Below are 23,749 nucleotides of genomic sequence, written 5' to 3' on the forward strand. Positions count from 1 at the left end.
CCCCGGCGTCAACGCCGAGCGGCGGCACCCGCCCGGGTGCCGCCGCTCTTTCGCACGGAGTCCTACGCTGTCTGCCGGCTTCTGGTCTTGGCCGCCGAAGCGATGGCACAACATGGCACGTGCCGTCGACGACCAGGTGCGCGGCCGCCGTGCGCTCACGGGCGTCGTCTCCGATCCGCTCCGGCGGCGCACGCCTCTGGAACCGGGTGGTGGTCAGTCGGCGCTCTGCTCCGCGGGCGAGCTGACGTTCTGAGTGGCGGCCCAGGAGGCGAGGAGGCGCAGGCCCTCTTCGTGGGACGAGCCGGGTTCGGCGGTGTAGATGGTGAGAGTGAGGCCGGGTGCGGCGGCCATCTCGAGCCCTTCGTAGGCGAGGGTGAGGTCGCCGACGGTGTGGTGGTGGAAGCGTTTGGTGCCGGTGCCGTGGTGGCGGACGTTGTGGGCGCCCCAGCGGGTGCGGAAGTCGTCGCTGCGGGTGGACAGCTCGCCGATCAGGTCGTGGAGGTCCTTGTCGTGGGGGTTGCGGCCGGCTTCGGTGCGCAGGATGGCCACGGCGACGTCGGCGGCCTGGTCCCAGTCGGGGTAGAAGCGCCGGGAGGCGGGGTCGAGGAAGTTGAAGCGGGCCAGGTTCGCCTGGTTGCCGGCCGTGGCGTAGACGTCGTCGTAGAAGGCGCGGGCGAGCTGGTTGGTGGCGAGCAGGTCCATGCGGCCGTTGCGCACGAAGGCAGGGCCGGCGGTGACGGCGTCCAGGACCCACGGCAGGCTGCGGTGCGCCTTCCACTGCGCGGTGCGGCGCCGCGGGCGGGTGAGGACGTCGGATCCGTCGGCAGCGTGGGCGAGGTTCAGCAGGTGGGCGCGTTCGGCTTCGTCGAGCTGGAGGGCGCGTGCGACGGCTTCGAGGACGGCCGGAGAGACACCGGCGAGGTTGCCGCGCTCCAGCTTGGCGTAGTACTCCACGCTCACATCCGCGAGCGCGGCGACCTCACTGCGGCGCAGGCCTGGTACCCGCCGCCGATTCCCGGACGGCAGGCCGGCCTGCTCGGGAGTGATCTTCGCGCGCCGCGAGGTCAGGAACTCGCGGACCTCTTCTTGGTTGTCCACGCTTTCGACGGTACGTCCCGCCCGCGTCCATAGGGATGTACTGGCAGTACACCCCTTGATGGTGTCTCGCTCCCCGCGCGAAGAGCGGGTTACCTGGATGACGTGGTGCTTTTCGCCCGGTCATCACGACGGGATCTTGCACCTGGCCCTGCACTCGGCGGCGACCCCGGCATCCGGGATCGCACGCCTCGGCACGCGAAGGAAGCTCTCTCATGCGCGGCGCAGTCATTCACGCCCCCGGCGACGTCCGCTTCGAGTCCCTGGACGACCCGAAGCTGCTCCACCCCACCGACGCGATCATCCGCACGGCCGTCACCTGTGTATGCGGCTCCGACCTGTGGCCCTACCGCGGCGCCGAGCCGATCGGCGACCCGCACCCGATGGGCCACGAGTACGTCGGCTTCGTCGAGGAGGTCGGCTCCGAGGTCACCGCGGTCCGGCCGGGGCAGTTCGTCGTCGGCTCCTTCGCCACTTCCGACAACACCTGCGCGAACTGCAAGAACGGCTTCCAGTCCAACTGCCTGCACCGCGAGTTCATGTCCACCTGCCAGGCCGACTACGTGCGCATCCCCAACGCCCAAGGCACCCTGGTGGCCACCGACAAGGTGCCGGGCGAGGAGTTCTGGCCGGGTCTGCTGGCCGTGTCCGACGTGATGGGCACCGGCTGGTGGGCCGCGGATGCCGCCGAGGTGCGGCCCGGCTCGACCGCCGTGGTCGTGGGAGACGGCGCGGTGGGCCTGTGCGCGGTGATCGCGGCCAAGGAGATGGGCGCGGAGCGGATCATCGCCATGTCCCGGCACGAATCCCGGCAGAAGCTCGCCAGGGAGTTCGGCGCCACCGACATCGTCACCGAGCGCGGCGACGAGGGAGTCGAGAAGGTCAAGGAGCTGACCGGCGGCATCGGCGCCGACAGCGTGCTGGAGTGCGTCGGCACCGCCCAGGCCATGAGCCAGGCCCTGCACTCCGCTCGGCCCGGCGGCAACGTGGGCTTCGTCGGCGTCCCCCACGAGGTCGCCGTCGACGGGCAGGAGCTGTTCTTCTCCCACGTCGGCCTGCGCGGCGGCCCCGCCCCGGTACGCCGCTACCTGCCCGACCTCGTCGACCGCGTCCTGGCCCGCCGCATCGACCCGGGCAGGGTCTTCGACCTCACCCTGCCTCTGGACCAGGTCGCCGAGGGCTACCAGGCGATGGACGAGCGCCGCGCCATCAAGGCCCTCCTCAAGCCCTGACCTCCTTCCGACCAGACAAGGAGCACTCCGTGCAGATCACCCGCAGCTCGATCGACACCGCCAAGGGCCCGGCCGACTGGTTCACCGGCGACGTCTACATCGACGCCGTCGCCGCAGCCCCCGCCCCCTCCCGGGTCACCGCCAGCCTGGTGCACTTCATGCCCGGCGCCCGCACCCACTGGCACCGCCACCCACTGGGCCAGACCGTCTTCGTCACCTAAGGGATTGCCCTGTGCCAGCGTCGCGGCGGACCGGTGGAGGTCATCCGGCCCGGCGACCGCGTCCTGTTCGAGGCCGACGAGGAGCACTGGCACGGCGCCGCCCCGAACCGGCTGATGGTCCACCTGGCCATCAACGAGGGAGACGACGACCACGCCGTCGTGCACTGGCTGAACCCCGTCACCGACGACGAATACACCGCCGCCCCGGCCACCCACTGACACCGCGGCCCACCGACCCTGCGTCCGCGCCGTCCTCACATGAAAGGCTCACCGTGACCACGTTCGCCCTCGTCGGTGCCGGCCCCGGACTGGGGCTGGCCGCCGCCCGCCGCTTCGGCGCCGCTGGCCACCACGTCGCCCTCCTCTCCCGCGACGCCGACCACCTCAACGCCCTCGCAGGCGAACTCGACGGCGACAGCATCCGGGCCGGCGGATACGCCGCCGACGTCCTCGACCCCGCTTCCCTGACCTCGGCTTTGGCCGCAGCGGCCGGGGAACTGGGGCCGATCGAGGTCCTCCAGTTCAGCCCGGTCCCCCGTGGCGACTTCATGAAGCCGGTCATGGAGACGACCGCCACCGACCTGGACGACCCGCTGGCCTTCTCCGTCAAAGGGCCGGTGACCTGTGTGCACGCCGTCCTGCCCGGGATGCGGGAGCTGGGCCGGGGCACGCTGCTGTTCGTCAACGGCGGCAGTGCCGTGCGCCCAAACCCCAAAGTGGCTGGCACTTCCATCGCGTTCGCCGCCGAGAGCGCCTACGCCGCGATGCTCCACGACGCCCTGGCGCCCGAGAACATCCACGCCGCCCAGCTCATCATTCCCGGAGCGATCCGGCCGGACGCCGATCACTCTAGCCCGAAGGCGCTGGCCGAGCGCCTGTACGCCATCCACACCGAGCGCGGCACCTTCCGGCACTACGCCGAGCCCATGCCCGCGTGACGAGTCTCAGGCCCCCCTCATGAACTCCGCAATCCGCCGTGCTCTGGTCCGCGCCGCGCCGGCAGCCGCCCGCTGCTGGCCGTGACCCCCTGCTCCGGCAACACGCAGGAGAACGCCCCGGCCCGCACGTCCTCCGCGTCCGCGGGGCATCAGACGACGACCTTCACCCCGCCATCCCCCTCCCAGAGGAGCACCCCCATGGAGCCGAAGGTCAAGGTCACCCTCGACGGCCGTCCCGTCGAGGCCACCTTGAACGACAGCCCCGCCGCCCGTGACTTCGCAGAGCTGCTGCCGCTCACCCTGGACCTTGAGGACTTCCACAGCACGGAGCGGGTCGCCGACCTGCCGCGCAATTTGGACACCTCCGGCGCCCCCGAACCGGCCGCCGCCAAGGTCGGCGACATCGCCTACTACGCCCCCTGGGGCAACCTGGCCCTCTTCTACCAGGACGGGCCCGCGCCTTCCGCCGACCTGCTCATCCTCGGCCGCCTCGACGTCAGCGCCGACCAGCTCGGCCGGGCGACACGCATCACCATCGAAGCCGCCTCCTGACCCCCCAGAGGAAGAGAAGTACCCCTATGCCTCCCGCAGCCAGCACCCGAGCGGGCAAGCTGCCCCTCGTCGTGTGGGTGCTCGCCGCCGGCACGTTCCTGATGGGCACCACCGAGTTCGTCATCGCCGGACTGCTCCCGCAGATCGCCGGCGACTTCGGCACCAGTGTTTCCCACGCCGGCCTGCTGATCACCGCCTTCGCGATCGGCATGATCGTCGGCGGGCCGACCATGGCCCTGGCCACCCTGCGCCTGCCCCGCCGCCTGACCCTCGTCTCGGCCCTGACCGTCTTCGCCTTCGGGCACGTCGTCGCCGCGCTCAGCTCCTCCTTCACCGTCGTCCTGACCGCCCGGGTGATCACCGCACTGGCCACCGGCGCGTTCTGGGCCGTCGGATTCGTCATCGTTACCGCAGCCGCAGGCCCCGCCCGCGCCACCCGCGCCGTCGGCGTCATGATGGGCGGCCTGACCCTGGCCAACGTCGTCGGCGTGCCGATCGGCTCCTTCGTCGGCCAGTACACCGGCTGGCGCGGCCCCTTCTGGGCCCTGGCCCTCCTCGCCGCCCTGGCCGCCGTGTTCGTCGGCCGGTTCATCCCCCGAACGGAGCAGCGGGCCGAGGTCTCGGTACGGGCCGAGGTCCGTGCCTTGCGGCAGGGCCGACTGTGGCTGGCGCTGGCCGCCGCCGTCCTGATCATGGGCGGGGTCCTGGCCACGTACACCTACATCACCCCGCTGCTGACCGACCGCGCCGGCATCCCGGCCGGGGCCGTCCCACTGGTCCTGATCGTCTTCGGGCTCGGCGCCCTGGGCGGAACCGCCATCGGCGGCCGGCTCGGCGACCGCCACCCCATGGCCACCACCATCCCCGCCGCCACCGTGACCGCCCTGGCCCTGCTCCTGCTGATCCCGCTGTCGACCGACCCGGTCACAGTCGTCGCCCTGGTTTTCCTGATGGCCCTGGCCGGGTTCACTGTCAACCCCGTCGTCACCTCCCTCGCCGTCCGCTTCGCCGGCGACGCCCCCACCCTGACCTCGGCGTTGACCACCTCCGCCTACAACACCGGCATCGCCGCCGGCTCTGCCTTCGCCGCAACGGCCCTGGATACCTCCCTCGGCCTGACCGGACCGGCCCTGGTCGGCACCCTCTCCGCCACCCTCACCCTCCTGCCGCTCATCGCCCTCGCGCTGACCGGCACCCGGCGGCAGACCCGGATCGTGGCCCAGCGCACCGCCCCGGCCCCCGTACACGACGACACCACCGCACCGGTGCCCTCACGGCACTGACCCACCCCTCGGGCCCCTCCACCACGGCCCGCCTCTCGACCCTCCACCACGGCCCGCCTCTCGACGGGAGAAGAACGACATGAACCCCACCTACGACTTCACCGGCCAGGTCGCCTTCGTCACCGGCGCCTCCTCCGGCATGGGCCTGGCCGCCGCCCGCGCCTTGGCCGAAGCCGGCGCTGGTCGGCCTCACCGACATCAACGAGGACGCCGTCACCAAGGCGGCGAAGGAGCTCACCGACGCCGGGCACCAGGCCCTCGCCCTGGTCTGCGACGTCACCGACGAGGACCACGTCGCCGCCGCCGTCGACCGCACGGTGGAGACCTTCGGGCGCCTCGACATGGCCTACAACAACGCCGGCGTCATGCCCCCGCCCACCGACGCCGCCGACGAGACCGCCGACCGGTTCGACCACGTCCAGGCCATCAACCTGCGCGGCATCTGGGCAAGCATGAAGCACGAACTGCGCCACATGCGCGACCAGAGCAGCGGCGCCATCGTCAACTGCTCATCCCTCGGCGGGCTCGTCGGCAACCCCGGCCGCGCCGCCTACCACGCCACCAAGCACGGCGTCATCGGCCTGACCAAGAGCGCCGCCCTCGGATACGGCTCCCGCGGCGTCCGCGTCAATGCCGTCTGCCCCGGCACCATCGCCACCCCCATGGTCGACGCCATGGTCGACGGCGGCGAACTCGACCGCGACCAGGCCGAAGCCGGCCAGGCCATCGACCGCGTCGGCACCGCCGAGGAGATCGCTCAGGCCGTCCTGTGGATGTGCAGCCCCGGATCCAGCTACGTCACCGGCATCGCCCTGCCCGTCGACGGCGGCTACACCGCCCAGTGACTGGCCGAGAGCGACTCGAGCCCCGAGGCCCGTGATCAGGTATTCGCGGATCTTCGGGCACGTCGAACACCCTCGACTGGGTGCTCATGGCGAGGTTCACCAACCGTCCGGCGTCTTCGGATAGGCGCTGAGTGTCGGCAGGCCCAGCCGGATACTCTCCCGCTCCCGTCGGTTCCAGCCAAGGCAGTACACGAACCGATGTACACCGCGGTGCCGCTGATTCCGGGCTCCCACAGCCACCAGCGCCTCCCGCAGCCATACCTTCGGGTCCACGCCGGCGCGAGGAGCTGGCGCTCCCAGCCGGATCAGCAGCTTCTCCGCATACTCGTGGCCCTGTTCCCGGCGGCGCACCTTCTGCGCCATGCGCTCGTTCAACACAACGCCGTTCGGCAGCAGCTTGCCGGTCCGCGGTGTCGCCCTGCCCCTGTAGAGCGCGTTCGTGGCCTGGTAAATCGTGCCGACGTGCCCGACAGCCACCAAGGTGCCGGAGGCATCCCTGCGCGGCACGGGATCGGCGAACGAGACGACCCCGCGCACGCCGAGCACCAGGAGGTCGTCGAAGCAGCGGGCCAGGAACCAGCTCTCGGCGTTGGCCGGGACCTCGTCCACGAGGACGGACCGCGAGCACTCCAGGGACTCGACGTACGGGACCTTCTGCGCACCGCGAGGGGACAATTCCGCACTTCAGGCCGTACTAGACCTATGGGTCGATCTGTTGACGGACTGGCGGAGCCGGGGGTGGCCGGACCGCGGCCGTCCGCAGCGGCGCGCTGGCCCAAGTCGGCTCGCCGGCTGGGTCCACTGCGTCTGCCGGTGCCGGCACGCCGTCTAACCCTGCCCAGGATCGCTCACGGGTGGCCCAGCCATGGCGTTTACCCCGGCCGAGAGCAACCCGGCCGAGATCCCGGCCCGGCGCGGGGCAGGCGCGACTGCGGGCCGCAAGGTGATGTCGGTGGCCGTGCTACTGAGCGCCGAGCGACTTGCCGACCGCGTAGACGATGTCGTCGTTGAGGTACTTGTCGCCGATGGTCACGTCGTAGGTGTCCAGGTTCGAGGTGATGGACGCGCGGGCCTGGGCCTTGACCGGAGCCGGGGCGTCCTTCAGCGCTGCGAGTGATGCGGCCAGGCCTTCGGTCTGCGAGGCGATGGTCTTCAGCAGTTCGTCGTAGCTCGGTGTGCCCATCTCTGCTTTCCCTTCATGCGACCCACGCCAAGCCGGAGGTTCTCGACCATGCGGTCGCCGGGGCAGCGCCTTGCCATTCGCCCCACACCGCCATAGCATTATGACCGTAAGGTAAACGATCGTAATTCAATTGCTCTGGGAGTCCGTCATGGCGACACATCGGCCGGTAGCACTGGTGACGGGGGCGTCATCGGGGATCGGTAACACAACCGCTCGCGCCTTCGCCGCAGCCGGGTTCGAGGTGATCGGAACCGGACGGAACACCTCGGGACTCACCCCGCCCGCCGGTGTGACCTTCCTCGACCTCGACGTGACCAGTGACGAATCCGTCACCGCCGCCGTCCAGGAAGTGATCGAACGGTTCGGACGGATCGACGTCCTCGTCAACAACGCCGGTCTGGGCTCGGCCGGCGCCGCCGAGGAGAACTCCGTCGCCCAGGCCCAGAGCCTTTTCAACCTCAACTTTTTCGGTCTCGTCCGCATGACGAAGGCCGTCCTGCCGCACATGCGCGCCCAGGGCCGTGGACGCATCGTCAACCTCTCGTCCGTCCTCGGCTTCATCCCGCAGCCCTACATGGCCCTCTACGTCGCCGCGAAGCACGCCATCGAGGGCTACTCCGAGTCCCTGGACCACGAAGTCCGCGAGCACGGCGTCCGCGTCCTGCTCGTCGAGCCCGGCTACACCCGGACCGCCTTCGACGCCAATGCCGCGCAGCCCGACACCCCGCTGCCGCTGTATGCGGAGAGGCGGCGTGTCTTCGACGAAGTGGTCGCTGCGGCAATGAAGACCGGCGACGACCCCGCCGTCGTCGCCAAGAAGATCGTCACGGCGGCCACCGCCCCGAAGCCGAAGTTGCGCTACACCGCCGGACCGCTCGCCTCACGCATCACCACCGCGCGACGCCTCGTCCCCGCCGGGATCTTCGACAAGCAGATCCGCAGGTTCAACCGGATGCCCGGCTGACGTCGCACCCGGCCCGTCGACCTGCAGTGCGCGCGAGAGGCGCGTTCAGCTCTCACCTGACAAGGAGCAGCACCATGGGAATCAGCGCGGAAGCACGGCAGTTCGCGCAGTTCCTCGAAAGCGTGCGCGCGAAGGCGTCGACGCCGGGCCTCGATCTGGCCGTCGTCCGCGACATCGTCGACACACATGCTTCGGCATCGACCGAGCCGGAAGGCGTCACCTACGCCGACGTGGACGCGGATGGCGTCCCCGCCCTGTGGGTCATCCCTGAGGGCGCCGATCCTGACAAGGCGCTGCTTCACTTCCATGTCGGCGGATCGGTCGCCGCCTCGGTGGCATCGGACCGCAAGGCCGCCGGCCACATCGCCAAGGCGGCCGGAGCCCGCTCGCTTGTCGTGGGCTTCCGCCTGGCGCCCGAGCACCCCCACCCGGCGCAGATCGACGACGCCGAGACCGCCTACCGCTGGCTGCTCGCGCAGGGCTACGAGCCGCGGAACATCGGCAGCACCGGCCACTCCATCGGAGGCACCCTCGCGGTCGCGCTGCCGCTGCGCCTGCTCGCCAAGGGCGAGGCAGCCCCCGGGGCGATCGTCAACATCTCGCCGTGGACCGACCTCACCATCAGCAACCCGACGGTGGACGAGAACGAGGAACTCGACAAGATGCTCAGCCGGGACATCCTCGAGCAGTTCCGAGCGGCTTGGCTGCAGGACCCCGGCGTGGACTCACCGACCCCGACATCAGCATCGTGAACGCCGACCTGATCGGCCTGCCGCCCACGGCCCTCCACTACGGCGAGTACGAGGCGCTTGCCGGCGAGGGCGCCGACTTCGGCCGCCGACTCGCCGACTTCAAGATCCTCTCCGAGGTCCGCCCGCTGCCCGAGGGCCAGCACTCGTTCATCCTGGGCGCGGGGCGCGTGCCCGAGGTGGACCGGGCGATCGGGCAGATGGGTCAGTGGCTTCGCCAGCACCTCGGCACCTGAGTGGAAGCTGCCCGGACATGCGCATCGTCCGCCGAGAAGGCAACCGAGAAGATCACGCAAAGGGATGGCTGACATGAAGGCATTCGTCGTCGAGAAGTACGGCAAGGACGGCCTGCGCGCCGCAGACGTTCCCGAGCCCACCGTCGGGGACGGCGACGTCCTGGTCCGGGTGAGCGCCGCCAGCATCAACCCGCTGGACAAAATGGTCCGCAACGGGGAGTTCAAACGACTCCTGAAGTACAAGCCTCCGTTCGTGCTCGGCCACGACGTCGCCGGCATCGTGACGCAGGTCGGGTCGGCCGTACGCAACTTGACAGTCGGCGACGAGGTCTACGCACGTCCCCGCGACCTGCGGATCGGAGGCTTCGCCGAGTTCATTGCGATCGACCAGGACGACGTCTCGCCCAAGCCGAAGTCACTCACCCTCCGAGAGGCGGCCGCGGTGCCCCTGGTGGCCCTGGCCGCCTGGCAGATCCTCGTCGACCGCGCCCACGTGATGCCGGGTCAGAAGGTGCTCATCCACGCCGGGGCCGGTGGCCTCGGATCGACGGCCATCCAGCTCGCCAAGCACCTCGGTGCCACGGTGGCAACGACCACCAACTCCCGCACCGAGAAGTTGGTCAGGAGCCTCGGCGCCGACATCGTCATCGACTACACGAAGGAGGACTTCTCGCAGGTGCTGTCCGGCTACGACCTGGTGCTGGACTCCCTTGGCGGGGCGAACCTCGAGAAGTCGCTGACTGTGTTGAAGCCGGGCGGCCTGGCCCTCGGTGTCGCCGGCCCACCGGACTCCGGGTTCGCCAGGCAACTCGACGCCCCTTCGTTCATGGGCGTGGCCATGAACGCGCTCAGCCGCAAGGTGCGCAAGCAGGCCAAGGCCCTGGGCGTGCGCTATGAGTTCTTCTTCATGCAGGCCAGCGGCGCCCAGCTCCGTGAACTCGGCGCCCTGTACGACAACGGACGGCTCCGCCCTGTCATCGACCGCACTTTCCCCTTCGACCAGACGCTCGAGGCGATGGCGTACGTCGAGCAGGGGCGTACCACGGCCGGAAAGGTCGTGATCTCGATGGCACCCGACAACGACTGAATCGGGCTGGCCGCAGAGAAGGCGTGGCGGTGCTCCGGATGCCGTTCGCCTACCATTGGAGTTCGTTCGTAATCCAATATGGTGAAGTGGGCGGAGGGTAGGCGGCCCTTCCGGCGCACGAAGGAGCGAGCGCGTGGCGCGTTACGGGAAAGAGCATAAGCAGGCGACCAGGCAGCGGATCATCGAGACCGCCGGCCGCCGGTTCAAGAAGGACGGTATCGACGGCTCGGGCATCTCGACGCTGATGGCGGACGCCGGACTGACCAACGGCGCCTTCTACGCCCACTTCGAATCCAAGGACAACCTCGTGGCCGCCGCGGTCGCGGACCAGTTGCGTGTGCAGTACGCGAACGTCATCGAGCAGGCGGCCCCCGGGATCGCCGGACTCGAGCAGATCGTACGGTGGTATCTGTCGCCCCAGCACCGTGACAGTCCCGACGACGGCTGCCCCTCCGCCGCACTCCTCGATGAGATAGGGCGCTGCGCGGACGAGACCAAGCAGGCGTACACCGACGGCGTGCTCGCCGTCATCGACGGTATCGCCGCTCGCCTGGCGCCTGCCGATCCGCGCTCGGTGCGCACGAAGACCCTCAGCGTCTACGCCATGATGGTCGGCACGCTGCAGCTCTCCCGCGCCCTGGCCGACCGGCAACTCTCCGACGAGATCCTCGAAGAGGGCATCCGCAACGCCCTCACTCTGCTCAGCGCACAACCGCCGGGCAGCGGCTAGCTAGATGAACAGAGGGCGCTGCATCTTGGGCGGGAGAATCCCGGCGTTGGCGGAGGCGAAGTCACGGGCGGTTTCCTCGAAGCCGGTCACCAGGTCGTCGAGTACACCGTGACCGCCCGCCGCACTCTTGGCACCGGCCCCGAGGCTCCCGCGCAGAACATCCGTGCCGCCCAGGCCGACCTTCTCGACGCACTGCCCGGGGTCCGTCTGCCAGACCTCGGCGAGTTGCGAGCCCGCGGAGTCCTCGGAGCCCACCCCGCAGCGCTGCCGAGCCCGCGACGATCCCTCGGGGCTGGCCGCACGGACGGCACGGCGCCGGATTCCTCCGGCTGATGTGCGGCCTCTGTTCCGGGGAACAGCCTCGAAGCCGGTCCCCGTCAGGGGCGACTACCGCAGCGCTCACCGCCGACACGGCGCCGCGTCGTGCCGACCACTGCTGCGTCGTAGGACTCGTTGACCCGCTCCGCATTTCCCGCGCCGGTCACTGTCCCCGAGTCCTCACGGATGAACGCGGATGATCGTCTTCCCCTTGCGTCGCTCGGTCGGGTTGAGGGCGGCGACGGCATCGTCGAGGGTCGAGACGTCACCGATGTTCGTCCGCAGCCGTTCGTCCCGCACCCGCTGCACGATCTCACCCAGTTCGGCACGATCGGCCTCGACAACGAAGTCCACCGCCAGGCCCTCAGCGGGTCGCGCCTCGACCGGGCCGACGATGGACACCAGCGTTCCTCCGGTCTTGATCAGGGCAGCGGACCGCTTCTGGACGTCGCCACCGATGACATCGAAGACCAGATCGACGTCGCCGACGTCTTTCAGCGCGTCGTTCTCGAGGTCGACGAACTCATGCGCGCCGAAGTCGAGTGCCTTCTCACGGTCGGCGGCGCGTCCGGTGCCGATGACGTAAGCGCCGGCCTCACGTGCGAGCTGGGTGACCATCGTCCCGACTGCCCCGGCTGCGCCATGGGCGAGGACGGTCTGGCCAGCCTGAAGGCGGCCGTGCTGGAACAGCCCCTGCCACGCGGTCAGACCTGAGATTGGCAGGGACGCGCCTACGGTGAAGTCGACGTCGCCGGGCAGCGGTGCGAGGTTGCGTGCTTCGATCGCCACGTACTCCGCAAGGGTGCCGTCGCGGTGCCAGTCGGCGAGGCCGAACACCCGCTGCCCGACCGACAGCCCCGTCGTGCCGTAGCCGAGGGCGGTGACCACTCCGGCCAGCTCGTGGCCGGGGATCGACGGTGTCCTCTCACGGCCGGCGCGATCGGTCCAGGTCGATGGCCACTCCATCTCGGTCGGGACGAAGCCCGATGCATGAATCTGAACGATGACGTCGTTGATCGATGCCTGCGGCTCGGGCCGCTCCACCAGCGTCATCCCGGCCGTCCCCGCAGCCTGGTCCGTCACCACGATCGCTTTCATGGGAATTGCCTCCTCGGTCAATTGTCTCTTTGGTGGAAACGTTGCAGGGATGGAAAGCCTGTTCGATATCCCCTCGGCGGGGCTGATAGGACGCGGCCGATCTGGACAGCGTCGGCCGGACTGCTATTCGCTCGTCGTCATGTCTCCGACCTTAGGAGCGGAGCAGCCCAAGGGTATGGTCCATTTTCATGGCGAAACCTTGGGCCACTTCAGCACCTTGAAGGCGGTGAGTCGATGGACGGCACGGGACAGCATCAAATGGACGGAGCTCACCACCTCCAGGAACTGGCGGACGACCGCAGCGTCGATACGGCCATCCGCAGCGCGGTCCACCGGCCGTAGCGAGCGGGAGATTCGCAGCAGAGGTTCGGCAGGTGTGCGGGCGCACCGACGAGGTTGTGAACTGGGCCCTGAAGTCAGTTGGGCGGGCCGCTACGTCGCTGCCTGCTCCGTGTGCCGGTCGGGCGCTGTATGCGTAGGGCGTATGGGGTCTTGCGTGCGGTCGGAAGGACGCCTGTCACGATCAGGCGCGGGATCTCCGTGGTACTGCGGGCGTGACTGAACACCCAGATGCTGTCTTCGATCTCGCCGTGGCCGGCGGAGTGGTCGCTGGCGTCGCCGACGAGCAGGAAGGCGAAAGGCGGTCCGGTGGCGGTGTAGTTCGCGGCCTGGGCGAGGTAGTCCCGCCGAATGACGTCCTGGGACCTGCATCGCGACGTGCGCCACTTGATTTCCGCTACGAACCGGCTGCCGACATCTGCGCGGCCGCTGGCCACATCCGACCTTTCCGGGGCTTTCCCCTGAGTCGTGGACACCGTTTGCTATGCGGCATCGGTCAGCGTAACCGTTCGCTGTTCGAAGGTGATCGGGCTGACCTGTCCGATCGCTGAATGCCTTCTCCTGGTGTTGTAGCGGGTGATCCAGCGGAAGACTGCGAGGCGGGCCTCGCGTACTCCTGGCCAGCGTTTCCGGCCCTGCAGGGTCTCCCGTTTCAGGGCCGCGTTGAAGCTCTCCGCGGCGGCGTTGTCCGCGCTTGTCCCGACCGCTCCGCGAGAGCGGATCACGCGGAGTTTGCGGCATGCCTTCGCGAAGTCCTTCGAGGCGTACTGGGCTCCGTTGTCGCTGTGGAAGACAGCCCCGGCCAGGTCACCGCCGCAGGTGCGGGCGGCGGCTTCGAGGGCGTCGGTGACCAGCTCGGTGCGCATGTGATCGGCGAACGCCCAGCCCGTCAGGCGCTTCGAGCAGAGGTCCAACACCGTGGCCAAGTAGAGGAACTGGCCGTCACTGACGGGCAGGTAGGTGATGTCGCCGACGTACTGGTGTTCGGTTCGCGCGCGGTGAAGTCGCGCTGCAGGAGGTCGGGGACCTGGGCCGCGTCGGGGGCGGGCACTGTGCGCAGGTGCACGCCGACGATGCCGGCCTCGCGCATCACGCGCTCGACGCGCTTGTGGTTGACCCGCCGGCCCTCGGCCCGCAGCTCGGCGGTGATGCGCGGGGAGCCGTAGGTACCGTCCCATTCGGTGTGGATCTCGCGGATCCGCCCGGTCAGCTCGGCATCGGAGAAGGCCCGCTCGACGCGGGCGCCGACGGCGGGCGTTGTCGTGGACACCCGCGGCTGATCTCGTACGCCCAGAACCGCTTTCACGGCCTCGCGCTGTGCGCTGACGAAGTCGAGCCCGGGGAAGTGCTCGCTGCGGGGCGTCGATGAGGGAGATAACGCGCGGCAGGCCGCAAGGGTGCGGGATTCGTTGGTCTGGTACTCCGGGTGTGCAGGCGAGGGCCAGGCCCGGGAAACGGTTGCCCCGACACGGTGTGCCTCTGCGCAGGGCTTCGAAGCGGGCACGTGGCCCTGCGGTGGAGCCCACCTTACGTACGACACTGTGCCGGTAATCGCGAGTACGTAGATGAAGCCCGTCCCCCTCAAGGACCGGTCCGGGACCTGGTGCTTCTTGATGTAGTGCCGCAGCCAACCGCGCGGGTCGTCGTATGCCAGATGCAACATCCCTGCCCTTTCGCTGTGTTGGTGCACAGTGAACCGGAAGGGTGTGACATCAGACGTAGGCCTGCAGCCGTCAGGCAGACGACCTGCGGCATCACCTCCCGGGAGGCGCCGCTGGACCCGGGCCGGACTCTCGACAAGATGCTGGCGTCGGCGACGCCGACGATCGCCCAGGCCGGGCCGCACATGCGCGGGCAGAGCCGTGCCGTCCTACCGCTACGCCCGGGACCTAGCTTGACTCTGTCGGGGATCTTGGAGTTTCGCGGTGCGGCAGCATGGTCAACGGGCATGCTCGGGTAGTTCCGATGACCGATGCAGCTGTCGAGGTGCCCGTTGTCCCTCCGCCCACGTTCCGGTGAGCAGGTCCCGCCTCTGACTGCGCAGGTCACGCGGGCGAGCAACCCGGGCGGTACGACGGCGATATGGGTGAGAGACCGCCTCGACGGGCTGTGGCACGACGAGGACTTCGCCGACTGGTACCCGCGTGACGGGCGTCCAGGTCTCTCGCCTGCTCAACTGGCTACCGTCAGTGTGCTGCAGTTCCTGCTCGGTCTGTCGGACCGGCAGGCCGCCGAGGCGATCCGCTGCCGCATCGACTTCAAGTACGCGATGGCCATGGAGCTGGATGACCCCGGTTTCCACCACAGTGTGCTGGCCGATTTCCGTGATCGTCTCGTCGAAGGCGACCGTGCTGACCGCTCCTCGACCTCGCGCTGGCCCGCCTCAAGGAGGCTGGCCTGGTGCACGAGCGCACAACCCAGCGCACCGACTCCACCCATGTCCTGGCCGCGGTGCGTGACCTGACCCGCCTGGAGCTGATCACCGAGGCAGTCCGCGCCGCACTGGAAGAAGTCGCCGACACCTCCCGCACCTGCTGGACGAACTGGTCGATGAGGACTGGGGGCGCCGCTACGGCCGACCGGTCCGCCTGGGAAAGAACCCCACCAAGCCCAAGACCAGGATCCTTGCCACCGGAAACGACGCCGTCCGGCTCCTGGAACACCTCTACCGGCCCGGAGCAGACTGCGTATCCGGCCCTCGTATCCAGGTCCTGCGCCAGATCATGGTGCAGAACTACCACCGTGACGCCGCAGGACACCTGCGCTGGCGCACCGCCGAGAAGGAAGGCGGACCCGGGCTGCCGCCCTCGTCCCGCGCGGTCGTCTCTCCCTACGACACCCCGGCCCGCTACGCACGCCACGGACACATCATCAGCTGGAAGGGGTTCTCCGCTCACCTGACCGAAACCTGTGCTCCCGACGGCCCCAACGTGATCACGGACGTGGCCACCACCGCGGCCACCACCCACGACAGCCAGGTCCTGCCCGGCATCCACACCCGTCTGTCACGCCGCGGACTGCTGCCGGCCGAGCACCTGGTCGACGCCGGCTACACCTCCCTGCCCCACCTGGAACAAGCCACCCGTGAACACCAGGTCACCGTCTCCGGAGCACTCCGGAGCAACCCCACCCGGCAACACCGCCGGGACGAGGGCTTCGCCCGGGACGACTTCCACATCGACTACGACCGCCAGCAGGTCACCTGCCCCCAGGGCCAGGTCAGCCAGGGCTGGCACGGCCCCTATCCGACCTCCTCACCCACCGCAGCCCCGCTGATCGTGGCCAGGTTCACCAAAAGCCAGTGCCAGCCCTGCCCGGCCCGCACCCAGTGCACCACCTCCCGCGAAAGCACCCGCACCGTGGGCTTTCCCCCACGAGAACTCCGCGACCTGCAACTTCGCGTCCGCACCGAGCAACAGACACCCGAGTGGAAGACCCGCTACGCGGTCCGCTCCGGAGTGGAGGGCACGGTCAACGAGTTCGCCCACGGATACGGCATGCGGCGCTGCCGCTACCGAGGACAGGGAAAGGCCCACATCCAGCACGTCCTGACGGCCATCGCCGTCAACATCGAGCGCCTCAGCGGACTGCCTCCAACCGAAGAAGCCCCCACTCCCCGCCGACCGACTGCCTTCCAGAACTACCTCGACCAGCGCGAGATACCCCGGCCGAAGTCCTGGCGAACCCTGGGCAGTTGACCTCGGCGCTCCAAGATCCCCGACAGAGTCAAGCTAGGCCAAAAGCTAGGCCGTGTATCGGAACTCGAACCCGGTCAGCTGACCGGGTTCGGACCACGCGCAGACCGGATGCTCGACGGGCACCGACATCAGTCGGCGGCCCGTAGAGGACGGTCCACGCCCGACATCGCGCCACAGCGCCCTCACCGATATCCATCGGCCCGAGGCGTCCGGATGCTAATTTCGGCAGGTGGCCCGAAATCAACCCATTCAGCTCGGTTCGCAGATCGCGGGCTACCAGGTGGAGCGTGAGATCGGCCGCGGGGGAGTGGGCGTCGTCTACCTCGCGAAGGATCTGCGGCTGGACCGCATCGTGGCGCTGAAAGCGCTCGCCCCCGAATTGACGAACGCAGACGTTTTCCGTCGACGTTTCATCCATGAGTCGCGCATGGCCGCTGCGATCGATCATCCGCACATCGTGCCGATCTTCGGAGCCGGAGAGGCCAACGGAGTCCTGTACATCGCCATGCGTTACGTTTCCGGGCCGGACTTGGGAGCTCTCCTGGAACGGGACGGTCCGCTGCCGGTGCCGGCTGCGATGCGCATCGCCGCGCAGGTGGCGTCGGCGATCGACGCCGCGCACGAGCACGGTCTCGTACACAGGGACGTAAAGCCCGGCAACATCCTGTTGGCCAGGAGCGATGTCGCCGACGATCCCTACTACGCGTATCTCATGGACTTCGGGCTGGCGAAACCATCGCTGGAGGAGACGTCCTTCACCACGGTGGGTCAGTTCGTGGGCACCTGGGACTACGCGTCCCCCGAGCAGATCTCCGGCTGTCATGTAGACGGTCGGGGCGATCTGTACAACCTCGCCTGCGTCGTATATGAGGCCCTTGCGGGTAGCTCCGTATTCCAGCGCGACGACGACATGGCGCTGCTGTGGGCGCACCAATACGACACGCCACCGGACCTCTCCGAGAGATGCCCGGGGCTCGCGCCGGCCGTCGACAGCGTGATGGCAAAGGCGCTGGCCAAGGCACCTGAGCATCGTTACGGTTCATGCCGGGAGTTCGTGGCGGAGTTGATTTCCGCCGCGGGCGGTCAGCCGAGCTAGAAACGATGTCCCGGAGACGCTGGTGGCCCCGCCGATGGCGGCACACGAGCGGTCGGTACGCGCCGGACCTGTGGCCCGTGTGGATCGTGGCCGGTCTGGCTGTGGTCGCGGTCTGCGTCGCCGGCGTCGTGGCGTACTGGCTCGTCCGCCGGCTGACGGAACCCACGGAGACCCTGAGCGTTCCCGACGGCATCAGGCTCAGCATCGCCATCTTGACGGTCTTCGGCGCGGTGCTCGCGGGTGTGTACGCCTACCGCAAGCAGCGTATCGCCGAAGGGGACGCCCACCGGGCGGACGCGACCCAGTTCGCCGAGCGCTACAGCACGGCAGCTGGCCAGCTCGGCCACGAAGGACCGGCCGTACGCCTCGCCGGCGTATACGCGATGGCCCGGCTGGCCGACGACTGGGTGGAGCAACGCCAGGTCTGCGTGGACGTCCTGTGCGCCTATCTGCGCATGCCCTACGAATGGAAGCCGGAGTCCGACCAGTACAGAAAGGGAGAAAGGGAGGTACGGCAGACGATCATCCAGGTCATCCACGATCACCTCCGGGAGTCACGAGAGGAGTCTTCCTGGTCGACCTGCGCTCTTGATTTCACCCGGGCGACCTTCGACGGAGGCGACTTCTCCGGCTGCCAGTTTCGCAGCAGTGTCTCCTTTGCCGATGCCGACTTCGTCGGTGACCTGATCAGCTTCGACGGAGCCGGGTTCCTCGACGGGGCAGTCACCTTCCGTGGCGCACGATTCGGCGCCAGCGCGGTCACGTTCAACGACGCGCAATTCCAGGGCGCTACGGTCAGCTTCGACGAGGCGCGGTTCAGCGGCAGCGCGGTTTCCTTCCGCGGCGCGCTCCTCGGTCTCGGCGCCATCACGTTTCACCATGCGAGCCTCAGCGGCGGGACGCTCACGTTGGACGAAGCACGGTTCGTTGGCGGCACGGTCGGCTTCGACTACGCGCAGTTCGGCAACGCCACGGTCACCTTCAATCGGGCGCGACTCGACGATGGTTCGCTCGCCTTCCGCCGCGCACGGTTCACCGGAGGCACGTTGAGCTTTGACCACGCACACTTCACTGGCGGTGCCCTCGCCCTCGACGACGCGGAATTCACGGGCGCTACGGTGACCTTCTACGCGGCACGGTTCGACGGTGGAAATGTCACCTTCGACTATGGGCAGTTCACCGACAGCACAATCTCCTTCCACCACGGGCGATTCAACGGAGGCACCGTCTCGCTCGGCCACGCCAGGTTCAGCGGCGGCATGGTCTCCTTCGTCCGCGCCCAGGTGAACGGTGGCCGGGTCACCTTCGCCGACGCACAGTTGAGCGGCGCCAACGTCCGATGGGGCCGCCTCCGGCCTCCCGAGGACGGGACGGGCTGAACTCCAGACCTGATGAGGATCCGCGAAAAATGCCAGGCTCGCTCCCTGCTCCCCAGTTGGTTGATCCGTTCAACGGTCTGAGGAAGGTGGGGAGTGGGGAGAGCGCGTCGGGGCCTGCCGACCGAAGGTCGGCGGGCCCCGAGGGTTGACGGCGGGTCAGGTCAGGGCACTCTCCGCAACGGGGGAACACCGGGGAGGCGGCCAATGACCGGTCGGGCGGCTTCCGGGGTGGTCAGGAGAGCGACGATGGTGATCGGCTGCTGGCAGTGCGGGCAGTCGCGTGTCGCGGTCGGCTCCAGGGGGTCGCGGACCGGGGTCTGCTGCCGCGAGGCGGTGCGGACGGGCGGTGGCGGGGGGAGTTCGATGCGGGCCGGGGGTGCGGAGGGTTGTGCCTGTCCGAGGCGGCGGGCTCGTTCCTCGTCCAGGGCCTGGTCGCGGCGGTGCTCGGCCTCGCGGCGGCAGACCATCGAGCAGTAGACGGTGCGGACGGTCTTGCCGGCCTGGAACGGGTTCTCGCCGACGGGGCAGATCCGAGTCTCCATGTGGGCCTCGCTGCGGCGGGATGCCGTTCGGCATTCGCGCGAGCAGAACTTCCGCTTCCGGCTCAGGTCGGTGGCGAACTCCTTGTCGCACTGCGGGCAGTTCCCCAGCTTGGACAGGTGCGCGGTTCCCCGCTCGGCAGGTCGGCGAGCACTTGCGGCGCCTGGTTGCGGACTCGACCGTGAAGTCAGTGCCGCACTCGGGGCAGTTTCGCTCCAACTCTCCGATGCTGGCGTCGAGTTCAGGAGACACGGGCGTTCACTCCCTGGCGAAGCGTCTCGGCGTGGTTCTGGTGGTGGCGGAGCCGGTGGGAGGGGCCGCCGATCCCGATCCGGCGTGCTGCGCAGCGTCGCGACGGACCGCCCGAGACACCCCGAGCACCTGTGGACCAAGGACACCGACCTGCTCGGCCTCCTCACCGCGGCCTGCCCAGAGATGACCGCAGTCGCCCGACTCACCGGCGAGTTCGCCACGCTCCTGACCCCGGCCCAGGCCAACGACGACAAGCTCACCCAGTGGATCGCCACAGTCCGCACCACCGGCCTGCCCCACCTGCACAGCTTCTGCAACGGCCTCGAACTTGACCGCGCAGCCGTGAACGCCGGCCTCACCCTGCCCCACCACAACGGTCGGACAGAGGGCGTCAACACCCGAACCAAGAAGATCATGCGGCAGATGCACGGCCGAGCAGGATTCGACCTCCTCCGCCACCGCATCTTCCTGCAATAGGGAGAACGCACCGTCACCACCGACTACGGAACAGAGCCTCTTCCCGACCTTGATCGTGAACTTCTTGGCGATCTGGGGGACGGGGACGCCCTTGTTCTTGAGCGCGACGGCGAAGGTGAGCATGTCGTCGTCGATGACCTCCGGGCGTCCGCCGTGGTTGCCCTTGGACGCGGCGATGACCTGTCCTTCGAGGGTGTAGTCCCGGATGTACGCGCGTTCCATGCCGGACATCGCCGCGAGCACGGTGAAGACGATCCCTGAGGGGTCGTGCGCGTCCTGCTCCGGCAGCCGGGCGCGTGCCCACGTCCTGCAGGCATTCGATGAGCTCCTGGATGTCCGACGGTTCTTCGACGCGTACGGCATGACGCTGCTCTTACCCGACGCCTGTGCCGGAGCACCTGGCGACCCTGTGCATCGGGAACAGCGTCAGCGTGGTGTGGCCCACAACGGACGGCCTCTACGCCCGGCTCGCGCCGCTTGACTCCTCATGGCAGCGGCGGCCCGAGGTAGTCCTCGGGCCGCCGCTGGTCTTGCTGTTCAGCTCTCGGTGATGCGGGTCCAGGTGAACGGGCCGAGCGAGGTGGACGTCGTCGGGTTGTGGGCTCCTGGGGTGACGGTCAGCTTCAGCCATTCCAGGGGTGTGGTGCTTCCGTGCACGACGATGCGGTGGAAGTTCCGGACGGCGTAGCCGGGGTGGCTGTTCCAGGCGTCGTACGCGCAGACGTCCTCGTCGCCCGTGCAACGCGCGCCCTGGGTGAGCGGGTTGTCCGAGCGGTAGACGTGCGAGTCGCCGACGAGCAGGAGCACCGGCTTGCCGAAGGCGGCGGTGTGCCTGGCGAGGCTGGAGACGACCGGCTCGTAGTTCGCCACGTGGTCGGCCGTCTTGCCGTCCAGGTCCCACATGTCGGCCTGGGTGGTGACGACGACGCTGGACATGCCGCCGGCCTTGGCGAGCGCGAAGGCGCTGTCCAGCCAGCGCAGGTCGGCCGCGGTGCGCTGGGCGGCCTCGTCGAGCTGCTCCTGGGAGGCCGTCGGCGCGCCGTACCAGGGGTCGGCGTCGTTGTTGGAGCCCCCGGGCACGTTGACCGTCACGAACAGGGTGCCGTTCTTGACCCAGAGCACGTTCTCCACGTACTTAGCGTCCTCGGGGTGCGCCCAGTTCGGCAGCTGCGCCTGTGACAGGACGCGCAGTGTCCCGCTGCCGAGGGTGTGGCCCGGCTCGTGGAAGAACGTCTTGCGGACCAGATCCAGGTTCGCGGCCGGGTTGCCGGAGGCGTAGTCCACCGACTGGCCGGTGGCCGGATCGAGTACGTAGTCGATCTGCCCCGTGAGCGGGTTGTACGTGCCGCCGCCCTCCTTGGCCTTGTGGCAGTCGGCCCACTCGTTGTCGCCGGGGGTGTAGACCATCGGATCCGCGAAGGTCTTCCACAGCGCGGCGATGGACTGGTCGTAAGCGGCGGTGCAGTACTGCTTGCCGGAGTGGATGTCGCCGACATGGATCACGGTGCTGACGTCCGGATCGGCGTTGACGTTGGCGATGAACGCCGGCGTCCCGTCGAACTCGGAGGTGTCGGTCGGGGAGGTGCCGTACGGGGCGTCGCCGTACACGGCGAGCGTGAACGGCGCACGGGCCCCGGACCCGGAGTCGGTCGCGTTCGCCGTCATGGCGGTGGCCGATATCGCGCTGAACGCCAGGGCCAGGCCCACGGCTGCAAACGACCTTCTCTTCATTTGTCTCCTCGGTGAGTTCGACCGTGCCGAAGCAGCGTGCTGGCAGCGCCCGTCTCACCGGAAACGGACAGGCGAACGGAAGTTGAATACGGCGTCTATCGATCGGTCATCCTGGCGCGGCATGTCCAGCCGCTCTCCGATGGCCTTCTCGATACGGACTCGGCGGGCCGCCTCCCACACGTCGAAGGGACTCCCCGATCGAGGTCACAAGTCCCGCCCCAGGCCCAGAGATCAGTCAGTATCAGCACCAACGACCTTCGGCCGAATGGGTGACGGCTGATACCGCGCAGGGCGCCAAGATCAAGTACTGGCGGCTTTGGGCTTACCTCGGCGCTACCCCCGCATGGTCCGTCGCTTCGTCTGACGCCCGCAGGGGAGCAAGGGTGACCCCGCATGCCCGTCATTCCGCGCGACGGCATCCGAGCAGCTAGCCTGTGGGCAGCAGCCCGGACGGCGCGCGCGTAGACGGCTGGAGGCCCTACCCCCCAGGCGGGGTAGGGCCTCTTCGCGTCGCAAGGAGTCTGCGTTGGATGTGCTTTCGAGCCCGGCGCTTCAGCCGGAAGCCCGCCCGGCTGAAGCCGGGACAGCCTGCCGGCGGAGCTTCTCTGGGTCCAATCTGGGTCCGGAAGGATGGTGAAACCCTGTGAATGATAAACACGGCCAGGGCAGCACCGCACCTGCTGACCTGCAAAGACGAGGAAAAGAGGAGTGTTCCGAGAAGCCTGGGGAAACACTTTGACGAGCAGCAGATGCCCCGCGTCCTCGAAGTCACCGCCAAGGTCGGCAAACGCCTACGCGCCGAACCTATCGCCCAGCTGTACGAGCAGGGCCTCATCCACCACGTCGGCACGCATGTCACGTTGGAGGACCAGATGGTCACCTGGGTCGTCGGGATGGACAGCCCCGACCGCATGGACGCTGCCGTCCACGGACTGACCGAACTCGCTGACCCCGATCAGCTCGCCGCCGTCGCGGCCACATCCACCGACCGCCTCGGCGGCCGCCGATGACCCCCGGAAACGGCCCCATATAGCTCAACGGTCCTACTAGGCAAGGCTATTACCCTCTTGGCTCATGTGGACCAGGGGGCAAGTCGCCGTCGTTTGCGCGGCGGCGGCACGGATAGTCGTGTCAGCGGCCGGTGCGGCGGCCGGCGGAGCGTGAAGCGTCAATCGTTCGGTGGGGCAGACCGCCGAGCGAGGCCGCAACCAATTCTCACAGTCGTTCGTACAGTGGCGCGCTCCACCTGGACGCCAGGAACCACGCCCGCTCCACGGTGTGTGGGTCGACGGCAGACAGGATGGGAGCTGGGGTAGGTGGTGGGTAGGGGAAGTCCTGAAGGCTCCGGTCGGTGTTTTGCCAGGTCAGGACACACCTGCATACTCGATCTTGCGATACGGTGCGGATTCGCGTAGCGACCTCCGGGGGGGCAGTGAAGTATCTGATCAACCGTGTCTCTCGTTGTGTGACGCTGGCCTTCCTGAGTCCGGCCTGTCTATGCCTTGTCGGCTGTAACCCGGATCCGACCGATCCCGAGAGCGTCGCCCCGATCACCCTGATGAACAACACACCCAGTGCCGTGCGTGTCTTCTGGTGTGCTGGCGACGGAGATGAGGTTCCCCCGAGATGCGGGGAAAGGTGACAGCAGGTCAGATGGGTCTCATGAGAGGAGCCCAGAAGATGCCTGCCCCGAGGAAGTACCCGCT

Annotated in this window: 22 protein-coding genes and 4 pseudogenes; 17 read left to right on the top strand and 9 right to left on the bottom strand. The window is 68.6% G+C overall.

Translation table 11 applies throughout. The features are described from left to right. Positions 1-213 precede the first annotated feature (213 nt). The gene (locus ACZ4N5_RS35450; protein WP_467761137.1) at positions 214-1,098 is read right to left on the bottom strand and encodes a helix-turn-helix transcriptional regulator; all 885 of its coding nucleotides are present in this window, start codon (positions 1,096-1,098) and stop codon (positions 214-216) included. 212 nt (positions 1,099-1,310) lie between these two features. On the opposite strand from ACZ4N5_RS35450, the gene ACZ4N5_RS35455 reads away from it, so the two are divergent. From ACZ4N5_RS35455 to ACZ4N5_RS35480, 6 genes and pseudogenes are all read left to right on the top strand, one after another. Continuing rightward, on the top strand, positions 1,311-2,327 hold the full coding sequence (locus ACZ4N5_RS35455) for a zinc-dependent alcohol dehydrogenase family protein (protein WP_467761138.1): 1,017 nt from the start codon (positions 1,311-1,313) through the stop codon (positions 2,325-2,327). A 29-nt stretch (positions 2,328-2,356) separates the two neighbouring features. Beyond that, a pseudogene (locus tag ACZ4N5_RS35460) lies at positions 2,357-2,767 on the top strand ((R)-mandelonitrile lyase). Positions 2,768-2,820: 53 nt separating this feature from the next. After that, on the top strand, positions 2,821-3,486 hold the full coding sequence (locus tag ACZ4N5_RS35465; RefSeq protein WP_467761139.1) for an SDR family NAD(P)-dependent oxidoreductase: 666 nt from the start codon (positions 2,821-2,823) through the stop codon (positions 3,484-3,486). Positions 3,487-3,684: 198 nt separating this feature from the next. After that, positions 3,685-4,038: a cyclophilin-like fold protein gene (locus tag ACZ4N5_RS35470; RefSeq protein WP_467761140.1), complete on the top strand. Its 354-nt coding sequence runs from the start codon at positions 3,685-3,687 to the stop codon at positions 4,036-4,038. Positions 4,039-4,064: 26 nt separating this feature from the next. Continuing rightward, the gene (locus ACZ4N5_RS35475; RefSeq protein WP_467761141.1) at positions 4,065-5,321 is read left to right on the top strand and encodes an MFS transporter; all 1,257 of its coding nucleotides are present in this window, start codon (positions 4,065-4,067) and stop codon (positions 5,319-5,321) included. Between the two features lie 79 nt (positions 5,322-5,400). Beyond that, positions 5,401-6,166, top strand: a pseudogene (locus tag ACZ4N5_RS35480) (SDR family NAD(P)-dependent oxidoreductase). A gap of 96 nt (positions 6,167-6,262) precedes the next feature. Here the strand turns inward: ACZ4N5_RS35480 and ACZ4N5_RS35485 are convergent. Beyond that, complete coding sequence (locus ACZ4N5_RS35485; protein WP_467761142.1) at positions 6,263-6,841, bottom strand: Mom family adenine methylcarbamoylation protein; 579 nt, start codon at positions 6,839-6,841, stop codon at positions 6,263-6,265. Positions 6,842-7,127: 286 nt separating this feature from the next. After that, positions 7,128-7,349, bottom strand: a complete 222-nt coding sequence (locus ACZ4N5_RS35490; protein ID WP_467761143.1) for a hypothetical protein — start codon at positions 7,347-7,349, stop codon at positions 7,128-7,130. 148 nt (positions 7,350-7,497) lie between these two features. On the opposite strand from ACZ4N5_RS35490, the gene ACZ4N5_RS35495 reads away from it, so the two are divergent. From ACZ4N5_RS35495 to ACZ4N5_RS35515, 5 genes are all read left to right on the top strand, one after another. Continuing rightward, positions 7,498-8,313, top strand: coding sequence for an oxidoreductase (locus ACZ4N5_RS35495; protein ID WP_467761144.1), 816 nt, complete (start codon positions 7,498-7,500; stop codon positions 8,311-8,313). A 74-nt stretch (positions 8,314-8,387) separates the two neighbouring features. Continuing rightward, positions 8,388-9,065: an alpha/beta hydrolase fold domain-containing protein gene (locus ACZ4N5_RS35500; RefSeq protein ID WP_467761145.1), complete on the top strand. Its 678-nt coding sequence runs from the start codon at positions 8,388-8,390 to the stop codon at positions 9,063-9,065. Continuing rightward, complete coding sequence (locus ACZ4N5_RS35505; protein WP_467761146.1) at positions 9,062-9,298, top strand: alpha/beta hydrolase; 237 nt, start codon at positions 9,062-9,064, stop codon at positions 9,296-9,298. The genes ACZ4N5_RS35500 and ACZ4N5_RS35505 overlap by 4 nt, the downstream gene beginning before the upstream one ends. Positions 9,299-9,371: 73 nt before the next feature. Then, positions 9,372-10,385, top strand: coding sequence for an NADP-dependent oxidoreductase (locus tag ACZ4N5_RS35510; protein ID WP_467761147.1), 1,014 nt, complete (start codon positions 9,372-9,374; stop codon positions 10,383-10,385). A 133-nt stretch (positions 10,386-10,518) separates the two neighbouring features. Continuing rightward, on the top strand, positions 10,519-11,115 hold the full coding sequence (locus ACZ4N5_RS35515) for a TetR/AcrR family transcriptional regulator (protein WP_467761148.1): 597 nt from the start codon (positions 10,519-10,521) through the stop codon (positions 11,113-11,115). On the opposite strand, the gene ACZ4N5_RS35520 is transcribed toward ACZ4N5_RS35515, so the two are convergent. The 4 genes and pseudogenes from ACZ4N5_RS35520 to ACZ4N5_RS35535 form a co-directional block, all read right to left on the bottom strand. Next, a complete protein-coding gene (locus ACZ4N5_RS35520; protein ID WP_467761149.1) occupies positions 11,116-11,370 on the bottom strand; it encodes a hypothetical protein in 255 nt (84 codons plus the stop codon). It lies immediately after the preceding gene. 243 nt (positions 11,371-11,613) lie between these two features. Beyond that, entirely contained in the window at positions 11,614-12,531 is a 918-nt protein-coding gene (locus ACZ4N5_RS35525; RefSeq protein ID WP_467761161.1) for an NADP-dependent oxidoreductase, read from the bottom strand. Between the two features lie 821 nt (positions 12,532-13,352). Beyond that, positions 13,353-14,048, bottom strand: coding sequence for an IS3 family transposase (locus ACZ4N5_RS35530; protein ID WP_467761150.1), 696 nt, complete (start codon positions 14,046-14,048; stop codon positions 13,353-13,355). Further along, a pseudogene (locus tag ACZ4N5_RS35535) lies at positions 13,991-14,533 on the bottom strand (IS3 family transposase); the annotation flags it as partial. The gene ACZ4N5_RS35530 and the pseudogene ACZ4N5_RS35535, both read right to left, overlap by 58 nt. Before the next feature lie 309 nt (positions 14,534-14,842). Between ACZ4N5_RS35535 and ACZ4N5_RS35540 the strand changes: the two are divergent. The 4 genes from ACZ4N5_RS35540 (at position 14,843) to ACZ4N5_RS35555 (ending at position 19,043) form a co-directional block, all read left to right on the top strand. Next, a complete protein-coding gene (locus ACZ4N5_RS35540) occupies positions 14,843-15,334 on the top strand; it encodes a transposase (protein ID WP_467761151.1) in 492 nt (163 codons plus the stop codon). A gap of 259 nt (positions 15,335-15,593) precedes the next feature. After that, positions 15,594-16,568, top strand: coding sequence for a transposase (locus tag ACZ4N5_RS35545; RefSeq protein WP_467761152.1), 975 nt, complete (start codon positions 15,594-15,596; stop codon positions 16,566-16,568). A 229-nt stretch (positions 16,569-16,797) separates the two neighbouring features. After that, the gene (locus ACZ4N5_RS35550) at positions 16,798-17,664 is read left to right on the top strand and encodes a serine/threonine-protein kinase (protein ID WP_467761153.1); all 867 of its coding nucleotides are present in this window, start codon (positions 16,798-16,800) and stop codon (positions 17,662-17,664) included. Positions 17,665-17,750: 86 nt separating this feature from the next. Continuing rightward, the gene (locus tag ACZ4N5_RS35555) at positions 17,751-19,043 is read left to right on the top strand and encodes a pentapeptide repeat-containing protein (protein WP_467761154.1); all 1,293 of its coding nucleotides are present in this window, start codon (positions 17,751-17,753) and stop codon (positions 19,041-19,043) included. 161 nt (positions 19,044-19,204) lie between these two features. On the opposite strand, the gene ACZ4N5_RS35560 is transcribed toward ACZ4N5_RS35555, so the two are convergent. Beyond that, positions 19,205-19,585 carry a hypothetical protein gene (locus tag ACZ4N5_RS35560; protein ID WP_467761155.1) on the bottom strand — a complete coding sequence of 127 codons (381 nt, stop codon included), beginning with the start codon at positions 19,583-19,585 and terminating at the stop codon, positions 19,205-19,207. Between the two features lie 367 nt (positions 19,586-19,952). Here ACZ4N5_RS35560 and ACZ4N5_RS35565 point away from each other — a divergent pair. After that, positions 19,953-20,312, top strand: a pseudogene (locus ACZ4N5_RS35565) (transposase); the annotation flags it as partial. A 537-nt stretch (positions 20,313-20,849) separates the two neighbouring features. Here the strand turns inward: ACZ4N5_RS35565 and ACZ4N5_RS35570 are convergent. After that, complete coding sequence (locus ACZ4N5_RS35570) at positions 20,850-22,043, bottom strand: hypothetical protein (protein ID WP_467761156.1); 1,194 nt, start codon at positions 22,041-22,043, stop codon at positions 20,850-20,852. A 749-nt stretch (positions 22,044-22,792) separates the two neighbouring features. On the opposite strand from ACZ4N5_RS35570, the gene ACZ4N5_RS35575 reads away from it, so the two are divergent. Then, the gene (locus ACZ4N5_RS35575) at positions 22,793-23,053 is read left to right on the top strand and encodes a hypothetical protein (RefSeq protein WP_467761157.1); all 261 of its coding nucleotides are present in this window, start codon (positions 22,793-22,795) and stop codon (positions 23,051-23,053) included. The last annotated feature ends 696 nt before the right edge of the window (positions 23,054-23,749 follow it).

Source organism: Streptomyces sp. NPDC026500 (assembly GCF_055567635.1).

Bases quoted from the DNA above. Each gene is read 5' to 3' on its own strand.
- ACZ4N5_RS35455 (WP_467761138.1), top strand. From the start codon at position 1,311: ATGCGCGGCGCAGTCATTCACGCCCCCGGCGACGTCCGCTTCGAGTCC.
- ACZ4N5_RS35470 (WP_467761140.1), top strand. From the start codon at position 3,685: ATGGAGCCGAAGGTCAAGGTCACCCTCGACGGCCGTCCCGTCGAGGCC.
- ACZ4N5_RS35475 (WP_467761141.1), top strand. From the start codon at position 4,065: ATGCCTCCCGCAGCCAGCACCCGAGCGGGCAAGCTGCCCCTCGTCGTG.
- ACZ4N5_RS35490 (WP_467761143.1), bottom strand. From the start codon at position 7,349: ATGGGCACACCGAGCTACGACGAACTGCTGAAGACCATCGCCTCGCAG.
- ACZ4N5_RS35495 (WP_467761144.1), top strand. From the start codon at position 7,498: ATGGCGACACATCGGCCGGTAGCACTGGTGACGGGGGCGTCATCGGGG.
- ACZ4N5_RS35500 (WP_467761145.1), top strand. From the start codon at position 8,388: ATGGGAATCAGCGCGGAAGCACGGCAGTTCGCGCAGTTCCTCGAAAGC.
- ACZ4N5_RS35510 (WP_467761147.1), top strand. From the start codon at position 9,372: ATGAAGGCATTCGTCGTCGAGAAGTACGGCAAGGACGGCCTGCGCGCC.
- ACZ4N5_RS35525 (WP_467761161.1), bottom strand. From the start codon at position 12,531: ATGAAAGCGATCGTGGTGACGGACCAGGCTGCGGGGACGGCCGGGATG.
- ACZ4N5_RS35530 (WP_467761150.1), bottom strand. From the start codon at position 14,048: ATGGGACGGTACCTACGGCTCCCCGCGCATCACCGCCGAGCTGCGGGC.
- ACZ4N5_RS35540 (WP_467761151.1), top strand. From the start codon at position 14,843: ATGCAGCTGTCGAGGTGCCCGTTGTCCCTCCGCCCACGTTCCGGTGAG.
- ACZ4N5_RS35545 (WP_467761152.1), top strand. From the start codon at position 15,594: ATGGTGCAGAACTACCACCGTGACGCCGCAGGACACCTGCGCTGGCGC.
- ACZ4N5_RS35560 (WP_467761155.1), bottom strand. From the start codon at position 19,585: ATGGAGACTCGGATCTGCCCCGTCGGCGAGAACCCGTTCCAGGCCGGC.
- ACZ4N5_RS35570 (WP_467761156.1), bottom strand. From the start codon at position 22,043: ATGAAGAGAAGGTCGTTTGCAGCCGTGGGCCTGGCCCTGGCGTTCAGC.
- ACZ4N5_RS35575 (WP_467761157.1), top strand. From the start codon at position 22,793: ATGCCCCGCGTCCTCGAAGTCACCGCCAAGGTCGGCAAACGCCTACGC.